Origin of the sequence: Methylobacter sp. S3L5C, assembly GCF_022788635.1 — a bacterium.
Classification (GTDB): domain Bacteria; phylum Pseudomonadota; class Gammaproteobacteria; order Methylococcales; family Methylomonadaceae; genus Methylobacter_C.
Genome location: NZ_CP076024.1, coordinates 768,611 through 786,955 on the forward strand (window position 1 = coordinate 768,611; position 18,345 = coordinate 786,955).

Here is an 18,345-nt window from a genome sequence, read left to right on the forward strand (position 1 = left end):
TTTAGTTGTCCTGAATATTTTTTATCATCCCTGAATAGTAATCAACCATTTCTCCAAGAAACAAAATAATCGTATCAATTTCATTTTTAATGTCGAAAATAAAGTTGTGCTGCTGAAAACTGTCAGCAACATAAAATGACATGCCCATGTAAATGGTATTACAGCCCATTATAATCATAATGAAGGCAGCAGATTTCAACATCAAACCTCTAAAATGGGCACTCATTTTGCCAAACGCCATGCTGACAAACAGCATGGTAGGGAGCGTACCGGCTCCAAAAGTCAGCATTAACAAACCACCCTCCATTATGGAAGTGGCTGAGGTTGCTTTAACCGCCATGGCAAAAGTTAACGGGCACGGCATTAAACCATTTAACAAGCCGGCAATGGTCGCTCCCAGTAGTGGCCCTTTGGTTCTTGACTGTGCATAACCTTTGCGCAACAAATTCATCGGCAGCAGCCTGACAGAGCCCTGAAAAGGAATCCAGCCTAAAATGCCCAGCGCAAGAATAATAACCACAACACCAATAAACATCTGCAAAATGCTTTGCACTTTACCAAATACACCGCTGGAAACCAGAACGAAGCCAAGCGCTGCGGCCGCAAAGCCAACCATGGTATAAACGAATATTCTGGCAATTTGATAAACAAAATACGGCAAATAGCTTTTTGAAGGCCCCGTGTTCATAAAGTAGCCCGATACCAGAGCGCCGCACATGCCCAAGCAATGCCCACTCCCCAACACACCCGCCATAAAGGCCAGGCCGTAATCAAAGCCACCGGCAACAGCAACCACCTGCTGCATACCCATATCCATTGTTGAATGATCCATTTTTAATCCTGCTTTTTACTTAATCGTAATGAATTAACAATAACCGACACCGAACTTAAGGCCATGGCGGCAGACGCTATCATTGGGTTAAGTTTACCCATAGCGGCAACCGGTATCGCGATAACGTTATAACCAAAAGCCCAAAACAGGTTTTGCTTAATAATCTTGATGGTATCGGTACTTAACTGAATAGCATCGGTCACTTTGGTAATGTCTCCATGCACCAGCGTCATATCGGCCGATTCAATGGCAACATCAGTCCCTGTACCGATGGCAAATCCGACATTAGCCGCCGCCAATGCGGGTGCATCATTAATACCGTCACCAATCATGCCGACTTTTTTACCTTCCTTTTGAAACTGATGAATAATTGCCAATTTTTGTTCAGGAGTCGCATTGGCAATAACTGTTTCAATACCGACAATGGCAGCAATATACTGTGCTGTTTTTTCAGTATCACCGGTTACCATCAGCGTTTGTATACCCAATTTTTTCAGATGTTGAATGGCCTGTATTGCCTGTGGCCTGGGCTTGTCGGCAATACCAAACACAGCAGCGGCCTTGCCGTTGATTGCCATTAATACCGGTGTTTTGCCCTGTTCTGAAAAATCACTGGCGGCCGACAACAAGCCATCAACATCAACCTCGTTATCCAACAACCAGGCTTTATTACCCAACAACAGCTTTTTACCATCTATTTCTGCTTCAATTCCCCGCCCGGTTTCACTGTAAAAGTGCGTACATTCCTGCTGCTCAATCGACTGCTCTTTTGCATAAGCTACTATTGCCTTACCCAAAAAATGTTCTGAATTATTTTCTGCAGAAGCCGCCAAACGGATTAATTTTTCTTCACTCATCCGGGACAATTTAAATAAATCAGTCACCTTGGGTTTGCCTTCCGTAATCGTGCCGGTTTTATCAAAAACGACAACATCAAGCTTCGCTGCTGTTTCCAGGCTTTCGCCATTACGGATATAAATACCTACGCTTGCAGCTTGACCTGCTCCCACCATAATAGCCGCAGGCGTTGCCAGGCCGAGCGCACAAGGACAGGCTATCAATAATACGGTGATGGCATTACCAAAGGCAAAACCAAATGGTGCTCCTACCACTAACCAACCAACCAGGGTTAAACCTGACAGCACCATTACAGCAGGTACAAATACGGCAGAGATTTTATCCACCTGTTTTTGAATCGGTAACTTGGTTGCCTGGGCCTGCTCAACCATGTGTACTATTCCCGCCAGCACGGTGTCCATACCCACCGCTGTCACGCGAATACGCAACGCCCCACTACCATTAATACAACCACCAATCACCTGATGACCGATGTCTTTAACGACCGGTAAACTTTCTCCCGTTACCATGGCTTCATCGACCGTCGATACACCCTGAATAACGACACCATCCGTGGGTATTTTTTCACCGGGACGAACCAGTAACACATCGCCAATAACACAATCATCAACGGCAACAACCATTTCTTGCCCGTCACGGATGAGCGTTGCTGTTTGCGGCTGTAAATCAACCAGCTTACGTATTGCTTCACCCGCCTTGCCTTTTGCGCGCTCCTCTAAAAAACGCCCCAGCAAGACAAAAGTAATAATGGCTGCTGCAGCTTCAAAGTAGATATAACCACTACGTCTGAATAAGGCAGGCAAACTGTAGCCATAAGCCGAACCCACCCCCAGCGTAATTAAAGTATCCATATTGGCTGTGCGCTGTTTTGCCAAGCGCCAGGCTTTTGCGAAAAATGTTCCGCCCGACCAGAAAACCACAGGCGTTGTCAGCACAAACTGTAACCAGTGTAACCAACGCGCTGTCGGCATACTCATTCCAACCAGGATCACCGGCAAACTCAACAGCCCAGACCAGATAAAACGGCGTTTGGCCATAACAATCCGTTGCTGTTCCTTTTCAATCAGTTTTTTACGTTGGGATAAGGTATCCATCGCGTAGGTTTTATAACCCAGGGTTGCTACTTTGGCGCAGACATCAGTCGTAGTTAACTGGCCATAAACTATCAGCGTTGAAGTACCAAAATTAACACTGGCCCGCTTGATTCGCGGATCACGCGTTAACACCATTTCGATTAGTAAGGCACAGGAAGCACAAGTCATACCTTCAATAGCAAGATCAACTTCCTGTATCGGTCCGTCAAAGACCGACTTTTTCTGGCTGTGCTGATCAGCCTTTTTTCTGGTCATATTACCCAGCACGGCATCCAGTAAAACGAGTAAATTCTTTTTTGGCAACCTGACAGGATCAAACTCAATAACAACAGAACCCAACGCACAAACCGAGCGAATTTTTTTTATTTCAGGCCGTTTTTTTAAAAGAATTTCAAAAACATAACTACGCTCCAGATCATTCTTCAAGACCGGCGATAATATTCTGATACGTCTTTTTAACTGATGAACCAGTTGAAAATTTTTTGGGGTAGCAGTTTGTGTATCCATAGAAAGAATTTTAAGAAATATGCCGGAGGAGAAGGTGACGAATGCAACTATTCATGAGCTTATTATCAACACAAATTTAACCCTGCAAGACAAAAAAATCTGATTTTCAGTCAATTTGCCTCGCACTTTTATGTCTACTTTTGTTTACGCGAACGAACCAGCAGAAAGAATAGATAAAACAGAGCCATCCATTCATAACGATACTTGAGGGGTTTTAAAAGCCAATTTTGAGTAATATCGTTCCAATGCAATTTTATAAGGAAAAGCACCAGAATGTCGTTCAAAAAAGAAATAACCGCTTTTTCCGGATCTTGCATGAAAGCATTCGGTTTTTTCATACCCATCCGGGTAATCACTTTGGCTGCCTGAACAGTCTCTTTTGCAGCGCCGAATTTTTCTTTAGCCCAACGTGTCACTTTAAAATTATCTATTTTGGCTTTGGCTTTTTCTTTCCAACGGGCCGATGTAGAAACGGGTTTTGGTTTTAAGGCACCTTTTGTTTCAAGATCACTCAGTAAATCAAACAATTGCCTGGCCAGTGCTTTAAAATCACAAATAGTTTCATTAAAACGAATAGATAATTTTTGCTGACCGCGATAGAGAGTAACGCCGTACACACCGTCTATTCCAGAAATACCATCGGTTACCGCCTTGGCAACATCAACATGACAAATCCGAGCGGGTATTTCAAACCGTACATGCCCGTCCAGGTTATAACGCAGCACAAATTCTTTTTGGATAGACATAATCAAATAAGCCCCTGAAAAAACAAAACGGGTACCCTGTCTTTATTGAAACAGGTTACCCGTTAATGAAGTCACTCCTGCTATAACAAATGAGCCAACTTTAAGTGATATCCAGGAATTAAAACCACAGGTGGCACAGGATTTTCGTTTATTTACAACGACGGCAAAGATGCAGAGCAACGCAATAAATTAATAAGAAGGCCAGCAAGTTGGGTATATTATTCGCAGAAAATCACCTTAATGAAGAATCTACTGGTTATTCTTTGCTTTCAGCAACAATATCTTCAAGATTTTCTTTTTGTTGTAAGACAAAATCTTTACCGGCATCTACCGCGCGGGTAGTACTGGAAACGATTTCTTTTCTGTATTTATAGACCAGATAACCGGCGACCAAACCTAAGCCAAAAACCAGAACCGGATGTTTAGCAACATTACCCATTAGTCTACTCCCCGTATGTACTGTAGATGAAACAATTGACCCTTTAACAACTTCTTTAGCAACAGAACTGGCTGCCTTAACGTGCGCGTGCTTCATATGCCATTTTCCTTTAATAATATTAACGCTGACGAATAATTAATCTTGATCGGATTCAGGCAGAAGCAAATCTTCATTTAACAATTGATAAATACCTTTGCATCCTTCGCAACAAAACGCTTTATCGCCTTCTTGGGTTTTCAATGTAAAGCCGGATATTTCGACGGGCAACCCGCAAAGATCACACTCTTTTTTAGTATCAGTCATTATAATTAGCTATTATATTTGGGCTGATTGTTATATTAGCAAAGTATGCATCTTATCACAATAGTCAGCAGTTTATCTTTAACGACTTAGTTTATGATCACATAAGCCTTGACGGTGAAAATTAGTTTTATGAAAGCCGTTGAAACAAGACTTTATTGACGATGACCCGTTACCAATTTATAAGTTTGTTAACTCTGGGGTTTGCAATAATACTTAAACACTCACCATACCGACTTTTCTGGTGAAGTTAGGATTTATCTGTTGAAGTATAGACGACAAAAACAAGTCGTTAAACCATCCCTGATTCAACCAAACAACTCACCAGTTGATTAATATCGAATTAACCTCACTCAAGTTTATGGCTTAACGTTTTTAATACCCGCTTACTATTTTGACTCACTGTAATCATCCCCATAAATAGTGAGTCATTTCATTATACAACCTTGGAATCATCAGTCGCACAACTGACAGCTTTACTTGAGGCCTTCATCAGGGCAATTCTTAATGCTCCTGTCAAACTAGCGCCCAAGCCCAGCCTAACCGCCAAGGCAGGCACTAAAATCATGGATGCAACAACTAAACCGGTTCCTAATAACAAAGCGCCGTTATTGGTTTTTTTTACGGTTGTCTGTGCTAATTGCTGATTCATTTTTCACCTCTGCCATACAATTAAGTAACAAAATATACAAAAGTAAAAGCATGATTAATGCCAAAATATTAACCACTTGAATTCATTGCATTTTAATTGAAATTTAATGAATTCATTTTATTAAACTGTGTTATATAACACAGTTTAATAAAAATATAGGCCATATGACCTATATTTTAAAAAATATCTCGCACCCTCTGCTTATTATTTGTCCCATAAAAATAACTAATGGGTATAATCTACCACTTGTTCAGTCATTAATCTTCTTGATATGCCAAGCCAAACACCTTATCTACCATTACCGGTTTAATCCAATCCCTAAATCCGACAAAGCACGAATATTTATCAGCAATAAATGAAATTTTAATGACTCTCTTATCCCATACAGGTCACTTACCCATAACCACTGATCAACAATGCGAACAAAAAGTAAGGCAACTTAACAGCCAATGTCGCTGTGGGTCCCTCAATCGGGAAGCAATTCGTGCGGAATTATGGCAACAGCAGGACGATAGTAATCTATACCAAATGATCATTGAAGATCGCCCTAACCTCTTCGCTGAGTCCCCCGTATTTGTTACCGATAGCTGCATAAAAAAACAACAGGAAATTATTGGTGCGGTAGAAATGGTTATCGCTTTGCCGGCTTATCAACAACGAGTCCTTGCTTATGCTCCTGATGCGGCCAAATTTATTCCCAAAGCCCACAGTGTATTTTTTGGTTATGACTTTCATCTAAGCCCCAAAGGACCACAACTAATTGAAATTAATACCAATGCTGGCGGCGCTTTACTCAATGCCATTGTCGCGCGAACCCAAAAAGCCTGTTGTGATCGGTCCGATGCCCCATTACCACCGCCGATAACAAATGCCTCGGTCATCGCTCATCCAGAACAAGCATTTATTGAAATGTTTCTTGAAGAGTGGCAAGCTGAACGAGGCCAGCAACCCTTACGTTCAATCGCTATCGTCGATGAAACCCCGCAAAACCAATATATGCTGCCGGAGTTTATTTTATTTAAAAAACTGTTTGAACAGCATAACTTCACTGCTGTTATCTGCGATCCTTCTGAACTTGTTTATCACGACCAGGCACTTTGGCACGACAGTCAACATATCGACCTTGTCTACAATCGGTTGACAGATTTTGGCTTGGAAGCACCGGCACATAAGTCTTTACTTGAAGCCTACCTGACAGAAGCGGTGGTGATGACCCCTACGCCAAGAGCCCATGCGCTTTATGCCAACAAAAAAAATCTGGTCGTTCTCACCGACGAAGCCGCGTTGATAGATATCGGTGTTGACGCAAAAACCAGAACCATACTGCTTAACGGAATCGCCCATACAAAGTCTGTCAATCCTGATGATGCCGATAATTTATGGACTGATCGCAAACAGCTGTTTTTTAAACCCGCCAAAGGTTACGGCAGTAAAGCCGCCTATCGTGGCGACAAACTGACCAAGCGGGTGTTCGGTGAAATATTGCAAGGTGATTATGTTGCACAGACACTGGTGCAACCTAGCGAGCGACAACTGGAAATAGAAAATAAAATCGTCGATTTCAAACTGGATCTACGCCATTACGTTTATAAAGGTCAAACACAATTGGTAAGCGCCCGCTTATATCAGGGACAAACCACTAATTTTCGTACGCCCGGCGGTGGCTTTGCCCAAGTTTTAGTGGTTCCTTGCCAAAATAAGGAAACAGACAGCTAATTCAAGCCGTTCAGTTTCATCCAGTGAATACGTTCGTTTATTTTTCTATTTTGGAAATATTATTGTTTACAGGTAATTTTTTAAATGTTATAAATTAAAAAACGCCCACAATAGCCGCTAATACTCACAGTAGCCGCTAACCATCAGCAACACTTTTTAAAGGCGAACCCAATATGACCAGTTCTGGTAGTCAATTAGTCACAGGCCCTGATTTACTGGTGTCATGTCATTTACTCACTTGTTGATCCACTGAGTCAATTGACCCTCAATAGCCATTATGATATCTCACGCGTTAACTATTATAATAAACGAAATGGATAAGCATTTTGCCGATACTTATTTACTGGGCGAACCTACAAAAGTAGTGCTGGGTAATCTTGCCGAAGGTTTTACTGCCAATGGCGATTCCAGAGAAAAACTTATCTTGTCCATGGTAAACATAAGGGAAGAAAAAACGCTAAAAAATGTTCCTAATTATCTGCGTAATGATATTACCCACAACATCATTTATGAAAACCCTCCAGTCTTTCTTAACTTTCAGATTTTAATTACTGCAACTCACAGTAATTACACCAATGCGCTACTGGTACTATCAAGAGCCATTCGTTTTTTTCAATTTAAAAACGTATTTACTCAGGATAGTGTTGATTCACTCTCTCTCAGCAAACATAGACCTGACAATCCACTTGATCAATTGGAGGCTTTCAAACTCATCTTTGATTTATATTCTCCAACGATGGAAGAAGTCAACCACTTATGGGGTACGTTAGGGGGAAAGCAATACCCATTTGTTTTGTATATGCTACGAATGTTGGATCTAAAATTCAACGCCATACAAAACGAAAGCAGTAGTATTACTGATATTGTCAGGAATGTTTATCACAAAAAACCGTTAACCAGCTAATAACGAAAGCTGTCCTGATTGGCAAGGAACATTGGCTGTAACTGGCAGCATGAAAGACTTAATGTGTATATAAAAACACCGCTCTTTTTAACTATACCGCATTAACACCACAAACTCAGAAAGTTAATAAAAAATGAGTGCTGTGACTTAAACAGAACTCAATCGGCTTTGGTTAACCCATTTTTAAAAATGCCGACACTAATGACAAGCTCTCGGAAGGTTGGGTAAAAGCGGATAAAAACGGTACAAAAAGCTCCTGCCTTGTTTCGGAAATTTTTGTATAACCTCATCACTGTCAAAATACTAAATGGTGAATAACATGGCAACAGCTTATAAAACCCCCGGAGTTTATATTGAGGAAATCACCAAATTTCCTCCGTCAATAGCACCTGTAGAAACTGCGATACCTGCTTTTATAGGGTACACAGAAACAGCTGCTGAAGGTAAAACTGATTTAACCCTAAAACCAACCCGCATAACGTCCTTACTTGAATATGAAAATTTATTCGGTTTCTCAAATGCAGAAAGATTCAGGGTTGATGTCGATTTAAATACCAATACGGGTGTGTACCAGATTGATATTGAGGAAAAACCATCGCCAGCTTTTATTCTTTATCATTCCATGCAAGCCTTTTATGCAAACGGAGGGGGAGCTTGTTACATTATTTCCGTTGGCTCATTTTTAGACGGTAAAGCTGACATCAACAGTATTTTAAAAGGCTTGTCTGCTGCCCGTATAGTCGATGAAGTCACTTTGCTGATCAGTCCTGAAGCCGTGCTTTTGAGCGATTCGCAATACGGACAGTGGGCTACCGGAGCCATCAAACAAAGCGCTGAATTACAGGATCGATTTACGGTATTGGATGTTTCTGATAAATATAAATCCAATGCCGACATTACCACTTTTTTCAGGAACGCTGTGCCATCAATCGTAGCGGAAGCCAAATATGGTGCTGCTTATTATCCTTTTGTAGAATCGGCGTTTTCGTATCGACTGGTGGATAGCACTAGTACCAACATTAGTTTTGTCAGAGTCTATACCGAAAACGGGGTAAAACTGAATACGGCAACTGAAGCAACTGCAGCGCAAACGGCCTATAGCAGCCTGATTGCTGCGGAAGACGACAATAGCAGCAAATTGGCAGATTTTAGTAAAACTAACAAGATTAAATTGATCGCTGATCAGATAAAAGCCGTTACTGATAAAATAAAAGGCATTGTTACCGATGTCGATGCGATTAAAGAAGCAATATACCAAGCGGTTGGCAAAGAAAATATTGATTCCTCCATCCAAAATGTCACTACGACAGCTACCGCATTAAATAAAGCAGTAGATGATTGGCTGAAAGCAAAAATTACTGACTTGGCAACCGCTCAAACAGCTCTTGACACCACGCAAGCTGCCCTGATTGCTGCTAAAACAGCAATGGCGGGGGCTTCTGATAAATTATTGGCTAAAGGCGATTTCTCATTTACCCAAATGAGCAAAGTTAAAAATAAAAGCAACGCACTTTATAATTCAATACTGGATAAAACGCTTAATTCCGGCGTAATACTGCCTCCCAGCAGCTTTATTGCCGGTGTATACGCAGCTATTGACGGCAGTCGCGGCGTTTGGAAAGCGCCTGCCAATGTCAGTCTGGCAGCCGTTAAACAGCCCACACTACAAATTTCCAGTCAATTCCAGGGTGATTTAAATGTCGATACCTTGGCAGGAAAATCCGTCAATGCCATTCGTCCTTTCATTGGCAAAGGCACTCTCGTCTGGGGCGCCAGAACTCTTGCCGGCAATGATAACGAATGGCGTTATGTCAGTGTGCGACGCTTTTTTAATTTTGTTGAAGAGTCCGTCAAAAAAGCGACCGAACAATTTGTATTTGAACCTAACGATGCCAATACCTGGGTGAGAGTACAAGCCATGATCGAAAACTTTCTCACAGTACTGTGGCGTCAAGGTGCTTTGCAAGGCGTTAAACCGGAACATGCCTTTTATGTCGCGGTAGGCTTGGGCAAGACCATGACGCCTCTGGATATTCTTGAAGGTCGCATGATTATTGAAATCGGCATGGCAGTTGTCCGTCCCGCTGAATTTATAATTCTCAAGTTCTCGCACAAAATGGCCGAATCATAAACGCAAGCACGAGAAGACTCTATCGTTCACTAACTAAAAAGGATAATTATCATGGCACAAGAATATCCAATTCCTCGCTTTCATTTCCAGGTCGACTGGGGCGGTGCAAAAATCAGCTTTACTGAAGTAACCGGTCTGGTGATGGAAAGGGAAAAAATCGAATACCGACATAGCGACAGTAAAGATTTTAATAAAATCGCCATGCCCGGGATGGCCAAAAACAGCAATATCACGTTAAAACGCGGTAAGTTTGAAGGTGATTTTGACTACAACACCTGGCTGGAAGAAATCGCCAATGAACGGGTCAACGGCAGGCGCGATTTAACTATTCGACTACTCAACGAGAAACATGTACCGGTCGCTGCATGGACCGCAACCCGATGTTTTCCGGTTAAGGTCACGGCTCCCGACCTTAAATCGGATGCCAACGAAATTGCCGTTGAAAGCATTGAGATTGCCCATGAAGGCTTGAAATTAATGAAAGTCTGACAACGGATCAACTAATGATTGATTACTACCCACCGCTAGGCTTTTATTACAAGGTGGAATTTGGCATTAGTTCGGATAAAAACGACGTGCGCTTTCAGTCTGTGTCAGGCCTGTCGGTTGAATACGATTACGAGAGCTTTAAGGAAGGCGGAGAAAACCGCTTCGAGCACAAGTTGCCGGTACGTACCAAATATGCCGATCTGGTATTAAAACGTGGGATGTTGACGGACTCGAAAGTACTGAACTGGTTTCTTGATGCCTTCCGTGACCGTAAATTTGAACCGGCAGATGTGAACGTGATTTTGATGAATGAAAAAAGCGAGCCGTTACGAACCTGGAAAATAGCACACGCCATACCTAAAAAATGGTTGATCAGCGATTTGAACGCCAATGAAAGTGCTGTGGTCATCGAAACGCTGGAACTAACCTATCGCTATTTTACGATTCAGTAGTTGATGCTCTTCAGTCCTTTTTAACAAACCTTTAAATAATCAATGCCTATCGAAATAAAAGAATTGCATGTTCACGTATCGGTTAATACCTCACCAAGTGGACAGCAGGCGGGCGGGCAACAGGTGCTTGCTGGCGAAAGCGGTGGAAATGACGATAAAGAAGCCGTCATAGCCGAGTGCGTCGAAAAAGTATTGCAAATATTACAAAATAAAAAGGAGCGATGATGGCCGGTAAACTGGAAAAAATGCTTATCCTGGCTTACGAGACTTCCGTTGCCGCTGAGGATGGCGGTCAGTCAGATGCCAAAGACAAGTTTGAGGCGCTCATCAATCCTGAAACCTATACACTCGATTACAAAGTTAAAACGGCCAATGAACAGGGTCAAGGTACCAGCAGCAAACAGTTAAAATTTGAATACGCCATGCCGGAAGAACTTAGCTTTGAGTTTTTGTTTGATAACACCGGCATTATCGATGGCAAACCCAAAAAAGAGGGTATTTTTGATGATGTAAACCACTTTCGGCAGATGTTGATTGGTTATCAGGGATCGTCACATGAACCTTATCACCTTAAATTGGTATGGGGAAATCTGATATTCAAAGGCAGGGCTATCGAACTGGGGATCACCTATAAATTATTCGATCCTAACGGACAGCCAATACGTGCGATAGCCAAGGTTAAGTTTAAAGGCAGTATCGAAGAAAAAAAACGTATCGCCAAAGAGGACAAAACATCACCCGATCTAACCCATTTACGAACAGTAAAATCGGGCGATACTTTACCGTTAATGTGTTACCGGATTTACGGAGATCCCCAATATTATTTGCAAGTAGCGGCAGTCAATAATCTTGGTAATTTCCGATTGCTGACGCCAGGAACAAAACTTGTTTTTCCACCACTGGCAAAAACACCCTGATAATTATGAGCAACGAATCCACTATTCCAACCCCGGCAACACCAGATGTTTGTACGGTGGCTATTCTCATAGAAGGAACGGAAATCTCCGGTGAATTTCAGGTGCAAGCCATTTGTGTTACCCGGGAATTAAACAGGATTCCAACTGCAATCATTGAATTACAGGATGGAGAAGCTGCCAAAGCAACTTTTGCCGCGAGTAACACGGCTCATTTTATTCCCGGGAAAAAAATTGAAATTCAACTTGGTTATCGCTCAAAAAATGATGCTGTTTTTAAGGGCATCATCATTAAACACAGCATCAAAATACGCAAAAATGGCAGTCAGCTAATTATAGAATGTCGCGATGAGGCGGTAAAAATGACCAGCGGCACAAACAATCGCTACTATACGGACAAGAAGGACAGCGACATTATGGAAGAACTTATCGACTTGTACGGATTAAAAAAAGACATAACCGCAACAACACCTGATCTCAAAGAAGTTGTGCAATACGATGCTAGTGATTGGGATTTTCTACTATGCCGTGCCGAAGCCAACGGGTTTGTAGTGATGGTTGAGGATGGCAAAATTGTAGCAGCACCACCCGCTACGGGAGGAAACCCGGTGGTTAGCATTCGCTACGGCGCTACCTTACTGGAACTGGATGCGGATTGTGATGCGCGCTGGCAAAGTAAAGGCATCCAAGCCAGCAGTTGGAACGCCACAGATCAGGACTTGGTAACAGCAGATGCTAAAGAACCTGCAACAACCGGCAACGGTAACCTTTCAGCGGATAGTCTTGCCGATGTTATTGGTGGCGATCCCCATGTTGTCAGACATGGCGGAAAATTGAGCCAACCTGAATTACAGGCTTGGGCTGACGGTCGCTTGCTGAAAGAGCGACTGGCGAAAGTGCGCGGCCGGGTCAAATTTCAGGGTTTTGCGGGTGTGTTACCCGGCAACATTATTGAAGTAACCGGTATTGGCGAACGCTTTGAAGGCAAGCTGTATGTTTCGGGAATACGCCATAGCTTCGCCAACGGCAACTGGGAAACCGATGTTCAATTTGGTTTAAGCACCGAATTATTTGCTAAAACCTTTAATCTGCGGCCTTTGCCAGCCGCAGGATTGGTTCCGGCAATAAGCGGTTTGCAAATGGGTATAGTGACTGTTCTGGAAAATGACCCCGACGGCGAAGACCGCATAAAAGTGAAATTGCCGTTGATAAGTACTGAAGATGAAGGTATCTGGGCGCGTCTTGCCACATTGGATGCCGGCAAGGAACGCGGTACTTTTTTTCGCCCCGAAATTGATGATGAAGTCGTCGTCGGATTTCTTAACGATGATCCCCGCTACCCCGTGGTTTTGGGCATGTGTCACAGCAGTGCCAAACCCGCGCCCGAACCTGCCAAAGACGACAATCACCGAAAAGGCTATGTCAGCCGCGAGAAAATCAAATTAACTTTCGATGATGAAAAAAAAATCATCGCATTGGAAACTCCGGGTGGCAACAAGATAACAATTTCAGACGAAGACAAAGGCATTGTGCTTGAGGATCAGAACGGTAACAAAATTACCCTTGATGACAGTGGTATCAAGATCGAAAGCAGTAAAGACCTGATACTGAAAGCCGCTAAAGATATTAAAATTGAAGGCAAGAATGCAGATATAAAAGCCCAAACCGCCTTCAAGGCTGAAGGAACTTCCAGTGCCGAAATTTCCGGGGCCAACACCACGATAAAAGGTAGTGCCACCACCGTGATTAAAGGTGGCATGGTGCAAATTAACTAATATAAATTGAAATTGGAAAATGCCTCCAGCAGCACGCATAACCGATATGATTGTCAGCACGGCCACACAAGGTGCACCAACACCCATTATTCCGCCTGGCGCCCCAACGGTATTAATAGCCGGACTCCCGGCAGCGCGTTTGGGCGACAGTTGTGGCGTTGATGCCATTGTAAAAGGTTCTGCAACAGTAATGATAGGCGGAATGCCTGCTGCCAGAATTGCTGACCCAACTGCTGCCGGTGGAGCAATATTACCGCCCGGAGCACCAACGGTGCTGATTGGTGGCTAAAATTGATTGATTAAAGGGATATAACTTTATGAACCTTACTTTTCTTGGTCGCGGCTGGTCTTTTCCGCCAACATTTAATCAAAACAGCAACGGTGTTGAGATGCTGGAAGATGAAGCCGATATTGCCTCCAGTCTTGAAGTATTGCTCACTACCGCACGTGGCGAACGGGTGATGCTGCCGCAATACGGTTGTAATCTGGATGAATTGGTTTTCGAAAACCTGGATACGCGCATGAAAACGCTAATGGCCGATAAAGTGGAATCCGCCATTTTGTATCACGAACCACGTATCACCTTGGAAAAGGTGCGTCTGACCGAAAATCTTGAACTTGATGGTGTCGTATTAATAGATATTATTTACCGGGTTAAAACCACAAACTCACGATTTAACTTTGTCTTTCCCTTCTATAAATCAGAGGGTACGGACATCAACCTTATGGCAACTGTTAATCTTTTACTTGATAACGTGTGAACTATGAAACTGCCAACTGATTGCACACAAATAATCGATGCCCACCAACTGATCCGTGAAGGTACGAGTCAAGAGCAGCGTCGACTTGATGCTCTGAAACCTGTCTATGTGCAGGTAGACGAACATCAACCTGCCGACTGGATGGTATTTGCCCAACGCTATGCGGAGTATGTTCGGTTTTATGACCTAAATAATACGATGTCAGGAGATTGGCGAACGTTTTTTACCCAAGACCCGTCTGCAATAATGGCAGTAGCAGCAGTCCAGAAAGTAGATTTTTTAAAAACCAATATTTCCGGGTATTTCAAAGTTTTGCTCAGCCAAAATGCCAACAATGCGGATTTAAAAAAAAATTTGGGGCATGCGTTCAATATTCTGGGAACTTTAGCCTGGCAACTGGAATTGTTAAAAGAAGCATTGCCTAAAGATATTGCCTTGAAGGGCATTCTGCAAAATATCATCCAATTGGAACTTGCGCAGGCATTCGAACGGCTGATTGCTTACTTCAAAGCGGCAAATAATGTAATCGACATAAACAGCAATGACTATGATTGGGAAATTCTCGGTGGCAAGATTGGGCAATTCCCGGAGCTATACAAGAATACCTTTTCCAGCGACTGGTACCAACATTTCGGCGAGACCAAAACCAATTGGGAAGACTTTCACCAGCAAATCAAGGCCAACGACACTATTTTCGGCGGTAGTTTTCTAACGGACACATCAGAAAAACTGCACTATGCAGCGGGCCACAACCTGTTCACCGGCATCTTTGATTTGTTTATAAAAGCCTATTCACGAGTAGTTACCGAAGCCAACAAAAGCCTGGAAAAAACTTTCACCGGCAAAAACGACCATGAGCCTCATTATGCTCTTTTTCTTGCCTTTTTACGGTTGTTCGAATTTGTCCGCGACCATGCCAACACACTCACTACCAGGCATTTGGATTTTTATTACGAAGAAGTCTTACGGTTAAAAGAAAAGTTGGCTGAACCCAATCATGCCCATCTCATTCTGCAATTAGCAAAACATCAACAAAGCCATCTACTCAAAGCAGGAACCGAATTCAATGCCGGCAAAGACAGCAAAGGCAATGCAGTAACTTACCTGTTGAACGAGGATTTCGCAGCCAACAACGCCAAGGTGGTGGCACTAAAATCAGTTAATCACACACCTGACAAACTGTATGCCTTCCCTGTTAGCAATTCCGATGACGGGAGAGGTGCGGAACTGACCTCTCCCATTAAACAATGGCATCCGTTTACCGGAAAAATTGAACCGGAAAATCTGGCTCAGGTAGGGTTTGCTATCGCGTCCCACTACCTGCTTTTGAATGAGGGACAGCGAAAAATTATGCTGAATCTAAGTTTTGATGCTAATTCCGGAAACGAAAAAATATCACAACAAGACTTTTGTCAGGCTTTTGATTTTTTCCTTACCGGTAAAAAGGGCTGGGTACAGGCGAAACTTGACATAAACCTGAGCTTGACTCCCTCCTTCACTGTGAAAGTTCCGCTACTGTTTGATGGCAATCAACCACCAATAATCCCTTTGAAATCAGATATCCATGGTAACGGCCTACCGGAAGGATTACCCACTTTAAAGGTGGTGCTAAAGCAAGATAATACGGGGCAGGTAAACTTAAACCGGCTGCAAAAAACGATGCTGGATACCGCACAATGTTCAATCGAGGTATCTGTTGGATACGAAAACTTTAGCATTAATAAACCTGAGGAGACAGGTACGGGTCTGAAAAACCTGAGCATCACCAATCAATTCGGTGACGTAAAACCGGATAAACCGTTCCAGCCTTTTGGCCCGATGCCCGAAACCGGTGATTATTTAATCGTCGGCTCTGACGAAGTTTTTCAAAAGAAAAATGCCAGGTTTCAGTTCAGGGTGGTCTGGAAAGGACTACCTGATTGGCGGGGTGATATTGATTTAGATTGGGTTAACGAATTTGCGCCAAATATTAGCCTTTCCCTGCTTAAAAACGGCATTTGGAATACCCTGAACACTAATGTACAAGTTTTTTACGGAGCTCGTCCGGACATTTATTTCCCATCGAATAAAATGTTATTACCTGCCGAATACACTACCGAAATTCATTTTGACCAACAGTCCTATACCCTGGAGCATCGCAACGGCTTTGTAAAAATGACACTATCAGGTGACTTTGGCCACAAGCTTTACCTACCAACGCTCAGCAGATATTTAATACGCGTTGCACAGAATCCTGCTTTTGTGCCCTCTGACAAAGACGATCTTCGGAATTTGGTTTATAAAAAAGACGAGAGTGGTAAATATGTTCCTATAAATCCGTATACCTTCAAAGAAGACTTCGTCGAACATTTCTCCAAGGCTCCGCCAATTGAACCTTACACGCCGGTCATTGAGTCGCTTACTTTAAGTTATACCGCTAGCGTCAAGCTAACGGAAGAAAACACCCGATTGTTTTGGCTTATGCCATTCGGCTACAAGCCCGCCGATTTAACCAAATCGTCGCTTGAGCTGATGCCGGCATTCAATACCGAGGGAGAATTTTACATCGGTATCAAAGATCTCAATCCACCGCAAAACTTGTCGCTACTATTCCAGTTGGCCGAAGGAAGCGCCAATCCAACAGTGACCAAACCTGAAAATCATGTGCAGTGGAGCTACCTAAAAAACAACGAATGGGTGGATTTTAAAAAAACAGAACTCAGTGATGCCACCGGGCAACTTACCCGTAGCGGCATCATTCGCTACGCCATACCCAAAGAATCCAGCAAAAATGACACCCTGTTTTTATCACCTAATACCTACTGGTTGAGAGCGGTAGTGGTAAAGTTGCCCGACGCCGTTTGCAAAATTATCACCGTCACCGCGCAAGCTGCTCTGGTGACCTTCAAAAATCAAGACAATGCCACCGATTTTCTGAGTGTGCAATTAGCTAAAGGTAGTATTTCCAAGCTGGTAATTCCTGAGGCCGCCATAAAAAAAACCGAGCAACCCTACCCGACTTTTGGTGGCCGCCAAAAAGAAGCCAGCGAAAATTTTTACACTCGTGTCAGTGAACGCTTACGCCACAAGAACCGGGCAATTTCTGCCTGGGATTACGAACACCTCATTCTTGAAGCATTCCCATATATTTACAAAGTCAAATGCCTGAACCACATGCATCTGAAACCTAGAGACAACGGCGGTTGCAGCATTCATAACGAACTGGCTCCGGGCCATATAACCATTGTCACCATTCCCAACCTCAGTAACCATAACGCTATTGATCCGCTACAACCGAACACCAATCTTGGCGATCTGGATTTAATTAAAAAATTTATGGCGCGGCAGGTTTCCTGTTTCGTGGAATTGCATGTACACAATCCAATTTTCGAAATCGTCCGGGTAGATTTTAAAGTTAAATTTTTTCCCGGTAAAGACGCTGCATTACATCGGCAACTACTGCAACAGGAATTGGTACGCTTTCTTTCACCCTGGGCATTTGCAGAGGGAAAAGACGTAACTTTTGGTGGCAAGATTTACAAGTCTTCATTAATAGACTTTGTCGAAGAACAAGACTACGTAGATTATGTCACTGATTTTCAACTATTCCACCCAACCCAAAACAGTGACGGCACTATCATTGACGGGACTGACCTTGAAAAAGTTAAGGCTTCGACAGCGATTTCAATTTTGGTTTCGGTAGCAGCCGATAAACATACTATCCAGATAATTCCTGAATCGGCAAGTACCGATCAAGATCAGTTATGTCAATGCCAAACCATGAAATGTGAATAAA

17 protein-coding genes are annotated in these 18,345 nt (G+C 43.0%); 11 read left to right on the top strand and 6 right to left on the bottom strand.

Translation table 11 applies throughout. The annotated features are described in order from the left end of the window. Position 1: 1 nt before the first annotated feature. The 6 genes from KKZ03_RS03720 to KKZ03_RS03745 all read right to left on the bottom strand — a co-directional run bounded on the left by KKZ03_RS03720 (position 2) and on the right by KKZ03_RS03745 (position 5,428). On the bottom strand, positions 2 to 832 hold the full coding sequence (locus tag KKZ03_RS03720) for a sulfite exporter TauE/SafE family protein (protein ID WP_243220135.1): 831 nt from the start codon (positions 830 to 832) through the stop codon (positions 2 to 4). A 2-nt stretch (positions 833 to 834) separates the two neighbouring features. Next, a complete protein-coding gene (locus tag KKZ03_RS03725) occupies positions 835 to 3,291 on the bottom strand; it encodes a cation-translocating P-type ATPase (RefSeq protein WP_243220136.1) in 2,457 nt (818 codons plus the stop codon). A gap of 134 nt (positions 3,292 to 3,425) precedes the next feature. Next, positions 3,426 to 4,037 carry a hypothetical protein gene (locus tag KKZ03_RS03730; protein WP_243220137.1) on the bottom strand — a complete coding sequence of 204 codons (612 nt, stop codon included), beginning with the start codon at positions 4,035 to 4,037 and terminating at the stop codon, positions 3,426 to 3,428. A 256-nt stretch (positions 4,038 to 4,293) separates the two neighbouring features. Further along, the gene (locus KKZ03_RS03735; RefSeq protein ID WP_243220138.1) at positions 4,294 to 4,572 is read right to left on the bottom strand and encodes a hypothetical protein; all 279 of its coding nucleotides are present in this window, start codon (positions 4,570 to 4,572) and stop codon (positions 4,294 to 4,296) included. 39 nt (positions 4,573 to 4,611) lie between these two features. Next, positions 4,612 to 4,779 (bottom strand): heavy metal translocating P-type ATPase metal-binding domain-containing protein, encoded by a 168-nt coding sequence (locus tag KKZ03_RS03740; RefSeq protein ID WP_243220139.1) that lies wholly within the window; start codon positions 4,777 to 4,779, stop codon positions 4,612 to 4,614. A 433-nt stretch (positions 4,780 to 5,212) separates the two neighbouring features. Next, positions 5,213 to 5,428: a hypothetical protein gene (locus KKZ03_RS03745; RefSeq protein WP_243220140.1), complete on the bottom strand. Its 216-nt coding sequence runs from the start codon at positions 5,426 to 5,428 to the stop codon at positions 5,213 to 5,215. Positions 5,429 to 5,794: 366 nt separating this feature from the next. Between KKZ03_RS03745 and KKZ03_RS03750 the strand changes: the two genes are divergently transcribed. From KKZ03_RS03750 to KKZ03_RS03800, 11 genes are all read left to right on the top strand, one after another. Further along, on the top strand, positions 5,795 to 7,144 hold the full coding sequence (locus KKZ03_RS03750) for a hypothetical protein (protein ID WP_243220142.1): 1,350 nt from the start codon (positions 5,795 to 5,797) through the stop codon (positions 7,142 to 7,144). A 313-nt stretch (positions 7,145 to 7,457) separates the two neighbouring features. After that, the gene (locus KKZ03_RS03755) at positions 7,458 to 8,048 is read left to right on the top strand and encodes a DUF4255 domain-containing protein (protein WP_243220144.1); all 591 of its coding nucleotides are present in this window, start codon (positions 7,458 to 7,460) and stop codon (positions 8,046 to 8,048) included. 319 nt (positions 8,049 to 8,367) lie between these two features. After that, positions 8,368 to 10,179: a phage tail sheath C-terminal domain-containing protein gene (locus KKZ03_RS03760; RefSeq protein WP_243220145.1), complete on the top strand. Its 1,812-nt coding sequence runs from the start codon at positions 8,368 to 8,370 to the stop codon at positions 10,177 to 10,179. Positions 10,180 to 10,230: 51 nt separating this feature from the next. Then, positions 10,231 to 10,668 carry a phage tail protein gene (locus KKZ03_RS03765; RefSeq protein WP_243220146.1) on the top strand — a complete coding sequence of 146 codons (438 nt, stop codon included), beginning with the start codon at positions 10,231 to 10,233 and terminating at the stop codon, positions 10,666 to 10,668. A gap of 14 nt (positions 10,669 to 10,682) precedes the next feature. Then, entirely contained in the window at positions 10,683 to 11,120 is a 438-nt protein-coding gene (locus tag KKZ03_RS03770) for a phage tail protein (protein ID WP_243220147.1), read from the top strand. A 42-nt stretch (positions 11,121 to 11,162) separates the two neighbouring features. Further along, the gene (locus KKZ03_RS03775) at positions 11,163 to 11,345 is read left to right on the top strand and encodes a DUF5908 family protein (protein WP_243220148.1); all 183 of its coding nucleotides are present in this window, start codon (positions 11,163 to 11,165) and stop codon (positions 11,343 to 11,345) included. Beyond that, positions 11,342 to 12,037, top strand: coding sequence for a LysM peptidoglycan-binding domain-containing protein (locus KKZ03_RS03780; RefSeq protein WP_243220150.1), 696 nt, complete (start codon positions 11,342 to 11,344; stop codon positions 12,035 to 12,037). The genes KKZ03_RS03775 and KKZ03_RS03780 overlap by 4 nt, the downstream gene beginning before the upstream one ends. Before the next feature lie 5 nt (positions 12,038 to 12,042). After that, positions 12,043 to 13,809 carry a type VI secretion system tip protein VgrG gene (gene vgrG, locus KKZ03_RS03785; protein WP_243220152.1) on the top strand — a complete coding sequence of 589 codons (1,767 nt, stop codon included), beginning with the start codon at positions 12,043 to 12,045 and terminating at the stop codon, positions 13,807 to 13,809. 19 nt (positions 13,810 to 13,828) lie between these two features. Beyond that, entirely contained in the window at positions 13,829 to 14,098 is a 270-nt protein-coding gene (locus KKZ03_RS03790) for a PAAR domain-containing protein (protein WP_243220153.1), read from the top strand. Between the two features lie 28 nt (positions 14,099 to 14,126). Next, positions 14,127 to 14,570, top strand: a complete 444-nt coding sequence (locus KKZ03_RS03795; protein WP_243220155.1) for a GPW/gp25 family protein — start codon at positions 14,127 to 14,129, stop codon at positions 14,568 to 14,570. A 3-nt stretch (positions 14,571 to 14,573) separates the two neighbouring features. Continuing rightward, positions 14,574 to 18,344 (top strand): hypothetical protein, encoded by a 3,771-nt coding sequence (locus KKZ03_RS03800; RefSeq protein WP_243220157.1) that lies wholly within the window; start codon positions 14,574 to 14,576, stop codon positions 18,342 to 18,344. Position 18,345: the final 1 nt, after the last annotated feature.